Origin of the sequence: Microcoleus sp. AT8-B5, from assembly GCF_036705565.1 — a bacterium.
Lineage (GTDB): Bacteria > Cyanobacteriota > Cyanobacteriia > Cyanobacteriales > Microcoleaceae > Microcoleus.
In genome coordinates this window covers 23,276-30,498 of record NZ_JAUBUY010000064.1, presented here as the reverse complement: position 1 = coordinate 30,498, position 7,223 = coordinate 23,276, and the positions used below count along the sequence as shown (strand labels likewise).

Sequence of the window (7,223 nt, the reverse complement as noted above, 5' to 3'; positions counted from 1 at the left end):
CAAAAAGGACGGGCGGGACGCCCATCCCACTTTCAAGAGTGGAAGTTATTTAATTCTCATTCCTGAGTGTAATCTCATATTAAACATGATATAATAAAGAGTTAGCCTTTTGAGGCTCCAGACGTTGCGCTGCTAAAATTAGTAGTCAATATTACAGTTGCTATTATACAAACTCTGTCAACATACGTCTGCTGTAGCGTCTACCACATTTTAACTGAATTATGACTGACTCAATTCGCTTCCTCATGTGTGCTCCCGACCACTACGATGTGGATTACGTGATTAATCCGTGGATGGAGGGAAATGTCCACAAATCATCGCGCGATCGCGCCGTCGAACAGTGGGAAAAACTTTACCACGTCCTCAAAGACAACGCCGTGGTAGACCTCGTACCGCCCGAAAAAGGCTGGCCGGATATGGTGTTCACCGCCAACGCAGGCTTACTTTTAGGCAATACCTTCGTCCTCAGCCGTTTCTATCACAAAGAACGCCAAGGCGAAGAACCCTATTTCAAAGCATGGTTTGAAAGCAAAGGTTTCACCGTGCACGAACTCCCGAAAGACTTGCCGTTTGAGGGCGCTGGCGATGCTTTACTCGATCGCGAAGGACGCTGGTTGTGGGCCGGCTACGGCTTCCGTTCCGAACTCGACTCGCACCCGTTACTAGCAAAATGGCTCAACATAGAAGTGCTTTCGCTGCGTTTAGTTGACGAACGTTTCTATCACCTAGACACCTGTTTTTGTCCCTTGACAGGTGGCTATTTGCTCTACTATCCAGCAGCATTTGACTCGTATTCCAACCGCTTAATTGAAATGCGGGTACCACCAGAAAAACGCATTGCCATTGAAGAAGCAGATGCCGCTAACTTTGCCTGCAATGCGGTCAATATTGACAAAGTTGTGGTAATGAACAAGGTTAGCGAAGCCTTAAAATCGCGCATTACTCAGGCCGGTTTTCAAGTAATTGAAACGCCGATGAGCGAATTTCTGAAAGCGGGCGGCGCCTGTAAGTGTTTGACGCTGCGGGTAACGGAACCGGTGCAAGAAGATCGATCGGCAAACGTGATGGTAGAAAGCCGCACAATTCGCATGGAAGGTCACTTGCTCGATGCAGGCTTAATCAGCCGCGCTTTAGACTTAATTGTCGATCTCGGTGGCAGTTTCCAAGTGCTCAATTTCAATCTAGGAGAGCAGCGGCAAAGTACATCATCTGCCGACGTTAAAGTTTCGGCTCCTTCCCACGATGTGATGGAAGAAATGATGGGAATGCTGATTGACTTGGGTGCAGTACCGCCACCACAAGAGATTTGCGACGCTATTTTAGAACCGGTAGTGCAAGATGGCGTTGGCCCGGACGACTTTTATGTTAGTACGATTTATCCCACGGAAGTGCGGGTAAATGGTCAGTGGGTGAAAGCGCAAAATCAGCGGATGGATGGTGCTGTTGCTATTACTGAAACCGCTGATGGCCCAGTGGCTAAATGCAAATTATTGCGCGACTTAAAAGTAGGAGAAAAAGTCGTTGTAGATGTAGTGGGCATCCGCACCATCCGCAAAACAGAATCGCGGGAACAGCGCAATTCTCAAGAATTCAGCTTTATGTCGGGCAGCGTTTCTAGCGAGCGCCGCGTAGAATTGGTGGTGGAACAAGTAGCCTGGGAATTGCGCCAAATTCGCGATCGCGGTGGCAAAGTTGTAGTTACGGCGGGGCCTGTTGTTATCCACACCGGCGGTGGCGAACATTTAGCACATTTGATTCGCGAAGGTTACGTACAAGCGTTGTTGGGCGGAAATGCGATCGCAGTTCACGACATGGAACAATCGAATATGGGAACCTCTTTAGGGGTTGACATGAAACGCGGTATTGCTGTGCGCGGCGGACATCGGCACCACTTGAAAATAATTAACAGTGTGCGGCGTTACGGGAGTATTGCAAAAGCTGTTGAAGCAGGCTTGGTTACTAACGGTGTGATGTATGAGTGCGTCAAGAACAATATACCCTTTTCTCTTGCCGGTTCGATCCGCGATGACGGCCCACTTCCCGACACGCAAATGGATTTAGTTAAGGCTCAAGAAGAATATACTGAGCTGTTACGAGGTGCGGATATGGTGTTAATGCTGTCGTCTATGCTGCACTCAATTGGTGTGGGAAATATGACGCCGGCTGGTGTGAAGATGGTGTGTGTGGACATTAATCCGGCGGTGGTGACGAAATTGAGCGATCGGGGTTCGATCGAGTCTACTGGAGTTGTTACCGATGTAGGATTGTTCCTCAGTTTGTTGGTGAATCAATTGGATAAGTTGACCAGCCGCCATCATGTAGCTCAATCTGTGTAGATTTAGCTAGTAGACATCTCCCATAATTATTGTGGAACAGGCATCCTGCCTGTTCAAGACAGGCAATTCTTGCGATGTCTAGTAGGGTGCGTCAGATTTGAGATTTTCAAGTTGTACGGAAAGCATATTTCTGACGCACCGTTTGGCGAGGTGCGTCAGTTTTGAGATTGTTGATTTGCATCGGAAATAATCTTACCTGACGCACCCTACATTAACTGAAGCTTTGGTAATTGTCAGCTTTTCTGCTACTTCGGTAATGGTCGGTTGTTGGAGTTGATGAATTGCATCAATGTACTGAAATTGGCTAATAGTTAGCTGTGATACGCTTGCGCCTTCTTGCAGTTTTTTGCATGATGTATCAAGTGTGTTGATAAATTCGATTAAAACTTCTTCCATTAAGCCTTTTTGACTATTGAATACAGCGATCTATTCAACATTTTATCGTCTCATGTTTGTGATTGGCGATCGCTATTTCACCCAACTACAAATATTCCCAAATGATTTGATGTGTTTTAGAGGGCGATCGCCGATAACCTCTCCGAACTCAACAACGAAGCCAACTATTTTTGCTTGCTTAATCTCTGCTATAAACAGATAACTTAAACGGAGCGATCGGTTCGGTATAACGACCAAGCTCACCTGCCGCCGAAAGGGAGCGAGGAACGAGCGGACTGTAGGCGGTCGGGTGCAGCGCCTTGTTGTAACGCAGTTTGAGCCTGTTAATTGTCTACGTTTAATAAAATTAGGGTATAGCTTCTGAACAAACAATCATGCCCTGTAAAATATACATCTCTCTAACTCTGAATAGACAGTCATATCTTCCTTCATATATTTTGAAAGTGTGATCTTGAAAATCTCAGGATTGATGCTTGTGGTAATTCCACAAATGGACTTAATCATACCAGTTTTATCTTTGATATTTTGATTAACGATGTCGGCAACCAACTCATTATATTCTGACTCATTGAAATTCTTCCCAATGGCTGAACAATAGTTAGCCAGAACTTCCTTATCATAAAGGTAGTTTTCAATTTCCCACCGCTTGATAACCCTGTGGTTTTGGGGGTTATTCTGTAGATATACTTGTCTATCTTGCTCCGAGGTTTCTTTACCTGACGAAATGTCCCTATCCTTTAGAACCAATATCTCAATTTCTGAAAATACTTTTGTTAAAATTGCGATGGCAATTTCGCTACGTTGATCGAGTTCTGTGTTGCCGCCGCTTGAAATAAACAAGGTGTCATGGTATCTGTCAGCAAAAATGTTATTGAAGACTTTCGCATCAAGTCCTCTTTCCTGTCCATTAACACCCGGCTCACCTCTGCCTTCACAGTAAACAATTCGTTTCGGACTGACAAGACCTGTTAGGTCGTCAAGTGCTGTTTCGAATATTTTAAGCCATTCCGAGCGGCTTTTTACTGCTGGAGTAATCGTTTGCGGTGTTGATGCCAGATTTACTCCTGCTGGGAAATGAACTATCTGGCACTCATTTTTCAATTCATCCTGCAATGCTCGCAAAAAACCTATGCTGTGTGTTGCTACCCATATTTGGCAGTTGTCACCGACTAACTTGTTAATTTCTAACAACAACTTTTTCTGTATTGATGTATTGATATGTAACTCTGGCTCGTCAATGAGGAAAATTGTGTTATCGAAATCGTCTTTTCTCAAATACAGATCGAGTAATAAATCTACAACTTCCTTTTCGCCAGAAGAGAGAACATTGAATTCAAATTCTTGCGGATGATCTGATTTACGGAAATATAATGTGCCCTCAGAAGCCTCAATATTACCGATACTGGTGACGCTCAAATCAAGGCAATTTTGGATTGCCTTATTCAAATCCCCGATTATTTTTTGATTTGCTTCGCTAGGCCTGCAATTCTGAGCGTGCAAATATTTATTGTATTTTATATTCAAACGTCTATAATTTTGTTCCATCTTGTCATCCAAATCAGAGGATAGACTTGCACCGTAAGTATTTAGACGAATTTCGTTGATAGCTCTTGATTCGGTTACGTTAAGGTTGCTGTTGTAACGATAGGGACTTCTAAATGAAATAAGAGTTTTATGCTTTCCCTCTGGCTGTTTGGCTCTCCAAACGTCTTGAAATGATCCTTCGACGAAATCAATTACTATGTTTTGGTAGTCAAAATTTGGGGCTTTGTGCATCGAATGATATTTATAATCTTTATTGCCCTTTTCACCAATTAATTCATGTGCGTGATTATGGAAAAGTATCCCGTCAAGAACGCTACTTTTCCCGCAACCATTAGGGCCAACCAATGCAACAATTCTTTTTGGATTATCACCGAGATCTATTGTTAAATGGTGAAATCGTTTATAACCGTTCTTTAACTCGATCTTTTTAATTCTCATTCTGCAAAGTATATCGTCGTGATGGGAAATTGGAATGTATTAAGCGAAAAATGTCCCGATCGAGCTGCGCGCTGCGTTACAACTTATAATTCTATCGCAGTTGCGGTACAATCATGTTTATAGCTCAAAACTATTGCATAACCGTACTTTTTGTCAAGACATTGGATGAGGCGTTTGATATTTCGATCTGATGGAGTTAGCACCAAGTTTGCTCTCTCGCAGGATTATGTAATAACTCGCGAATATTGGCTTCGATGACACGATAACCGATATTGCCGTTGAAGTTTACGATTAAGCGATCGCTATTTCACCCAACAACAAATATTCTCAAATGATTTGATTTGTTTTAGAGAGCGATCGCCTCAATAATCATCTTCTCAACTTTGTGATTAGGCGATCGCCTCTAGCTAAAGTTAAGCCGTAGGGTGTGTCGCCATCGACAATCCTTCATCAACAGCGACAATCTCATGGCGACGCACCTGTTCTTTTCCAGAGATGAGGAAAAAAAACCAACATTTTGATAAGGTGCGTCGCTACTCGAAAAGTCGATTTTTATTGACAGATTTTTGCAAGGTGACGCACCCTACGGCTACAGCTTTGAGGTTAAGATGGGAGTCTGTCCTCGATCGCAATATAAGGAGCACCGTGAGTCCCCGTATATATTTGAGTAGGGCGGTAAATGCGGTTTGCCTCTAGTTGTTCCTTCCAGTGGGCCAACCAGCCAGCAACGCGGGCGATCGCAAAAACTGGTGTAAATAAGTCCAGCGGAATTCCCATTTTTCGGTAAACCAAACCAGAATAGAAATCTACATTTGCATAAATTCCTTTCTGGCCCAATTTCTCTTCAACCACTTCTTCCAACTTGACAGCAATGTCGTAATAATCATCGCGGCCGAAGTTCTCAAACAACTGTTCCGCTAACCTCTGAAGAATAGTTGCTCTCGGATCTTTCACCTTGTAAACTCGGTGACCGAAACCCATGATTTTGTCCTTATTTGCAACACACTTCTCGACAAAAGGCCGCACATTTTCTACCGAACCAATTTGCTGCAACATATCAATCACTTCTTCATTAGCTCCCCCGTGCAGCGGCCCCGCCAAAGTGCCAACTGCTGAAGCAATCACTCCGTAAGGGTCTGTCAGCGTCGAAGCTGTTACCATTGCCGAAAATGTAGAGGCATTAATTGTATGTTCAGCGTGGAGAGTCAGACAAGTGTCAAAAATGCTAGCTAACAGGGGATCGGGTTCTTGCTCGTTGAGCATATAAAGAAAGTTAGCCGAGTAGTTCAAGTCATCCCTCGGCCGCACCGGATCGTTTCCCCGTCGCATTTGCTGGAACGCTGCTACCATTGTGGGAATCTTAGCTAGCAGCCGCACTACAGCTTCTCGAATGTATGCTGGGTTAGCCAGAGCTCGGCGGGAGTAGAACAAGCCCAGGGCGGCCGCTGAAGCTTGCAGGGCGTCCATTGGATGTCCTCTTTCTGGAAAGCATTTCATCATGTCCCGGATGCGATATTTGATCCGGCGGTGATAGCGAATTTCATGCTCGAAAGCTTCTAGTTCTTCCTTTGTCGGAAGTACCCCCCAGATTAATAAATATGAAGTTTCGAGAAAGGAACTTTTGAGTGCCAGTTCCTCGATGCTAATCCCGCGATATTCCAGCAACCCTTTTTGTCCATCGACGTAGCTAATGCTGGACAAGGTGGCGGGAACACCTTCTAAACCTGGTTTGAATTCGCCGACGACCATTGCGATACCGTTTTGTGTGAGTTCAATCTACTAAAAGTACATTACCAGAAAGCAAGATAGTGTCGCAGTCTTGACAAATAATCATTTAATTCGGGTTCAGAAACCGGGTTTTTCAACACACAGCCCGATCGCACCGCTGCGTATTGTCGCCCCTTTTTCCCGGTTTCGCCGTCCCAGAATGCGGGTTTAAGAGGGCTGGCGCGTCCTGTTAATGTCGGGGCGGTTCGCTGTTTCTAGCGCAGCAAAAACTTGGGCGCAGTTAGCCAAAACATTTGGCTGCGGCCCACTGGGGAGCCGGTTTCCGGGAGGATTAAGCCGATGATACCGGCTTTTTTGAGAATCAGGGCATCTTGCGATCGAGCCCAAAGCAAAGTTTCTGCCCAGTGGCCTAAGTCTGGTTGGTGGCCCACTAGGGCCAAGCTGCCACTACCGATGTCCTGCCATTGTTTGTACCACTCCAGCCAGTTCCCGATGTCTCCTGAAGGTGCGAGGGCGGCGGATTCTTCTATTTGGGAACTCAAACCGACTGTTTGCAGGATTTGGGCGGTTTGCTGGGCGCGCAGTAGGGGACTGGTGAGAATCAAGTCAAACTGAATTTCGAGCTCGTACAGCCGTTGAGCAATTTTCCTGGTTTTACGATCGCCCTCTTTAGTCAGGGGGCGTTCTGAGTCTGTATCATATTCTTCGGGTGCGGCGGCGATACCGTGCCGGATCAGATAAATAACCATATATCAATACTTCCAGGCATGGGGTCCCGTT

The 7,223-nt window shown here is 45.2% G+C and carries 5 protein-coding genes; 1 reads left to right on the top strand and 4 read right to left on the bottom strand.

Annotation, left to right across the window (positions count from 1 at the left end):
- Window positions 1-221: 221 nt before the first annotated feature.
- Entirely contained in the window at window positions 222-2,336 is a 2,115-nt protein-coding gene (argZ, locus tag QUB39_RS27375) for a bifunctional arginine dihydrolase/ornithine cyclodeaminase (RefSeq protein WP_333212223.1), read from the top strand.
- Between the two features lie 192 nt (window positions 2,337-2,528).
- Here argZ and QUB39_RS27370 read toward each other — a convergent pair whose 3' ends face one another.
- The 4 genes from QUB39_RS27370 to sixA form a co-directional block, all read right to left on the bottom strand.
- Window positions 2,529-2,732, bottom strand: a complete 204-nt coding sequence (locus QUB39_RS27370) for a helix-turn-helix domain-containing protein (protein ID WP_333212221.1) — start codon at window positions 2,730-2,732, stop codon at window positions 2,529-2,531.
- A 372-nt stretch (window positions 2,733-3,104) separates the two neighbouring features.
- The gene (locus QUB39_RS27365) at window positions 3,105-4,715 is read right to left on the bottom strand and encodes an AAA family ATPase (protein WP_333212219.1); all 1,611 of its coding nucleotides are present in this window, start codon (window positions 4,713-4,715) and stop codon (window positions 3,105-3,107) included.
- A 603-nt stretch (window positions 4,716-5,318) separates the two neighbouring features.
- On the bottom strand, window positions 5,319-6,464 hold the full coding sequence (locus QUB39_RS27360) for a citrate synthase (RefSeq protein ID WP_333212217.1): 1,146 nt from the start codon (window positions 6,462-6,464) through the stop codon (window positions 5,319-5,321).
- A 233-nt stretch (window positions 6,465-6,697) separates the two neighbouring features.
- The gene (gene sixA / locus QUB39_RS27355; protein ID WP_333054609.1) at window positions 6,698-7,192 is read right to left on the bottom strand and encodes a phosphohistidine phosphatase SixA; all 495 of its coding nucleotides are present in this window, start codon (window positions 7,190-7,192) and stop codon (window positions 6,698-6,700) included.
- Between the last annotated feature and the right edge of the window lie 31 nt (window positions 7,193-7,223).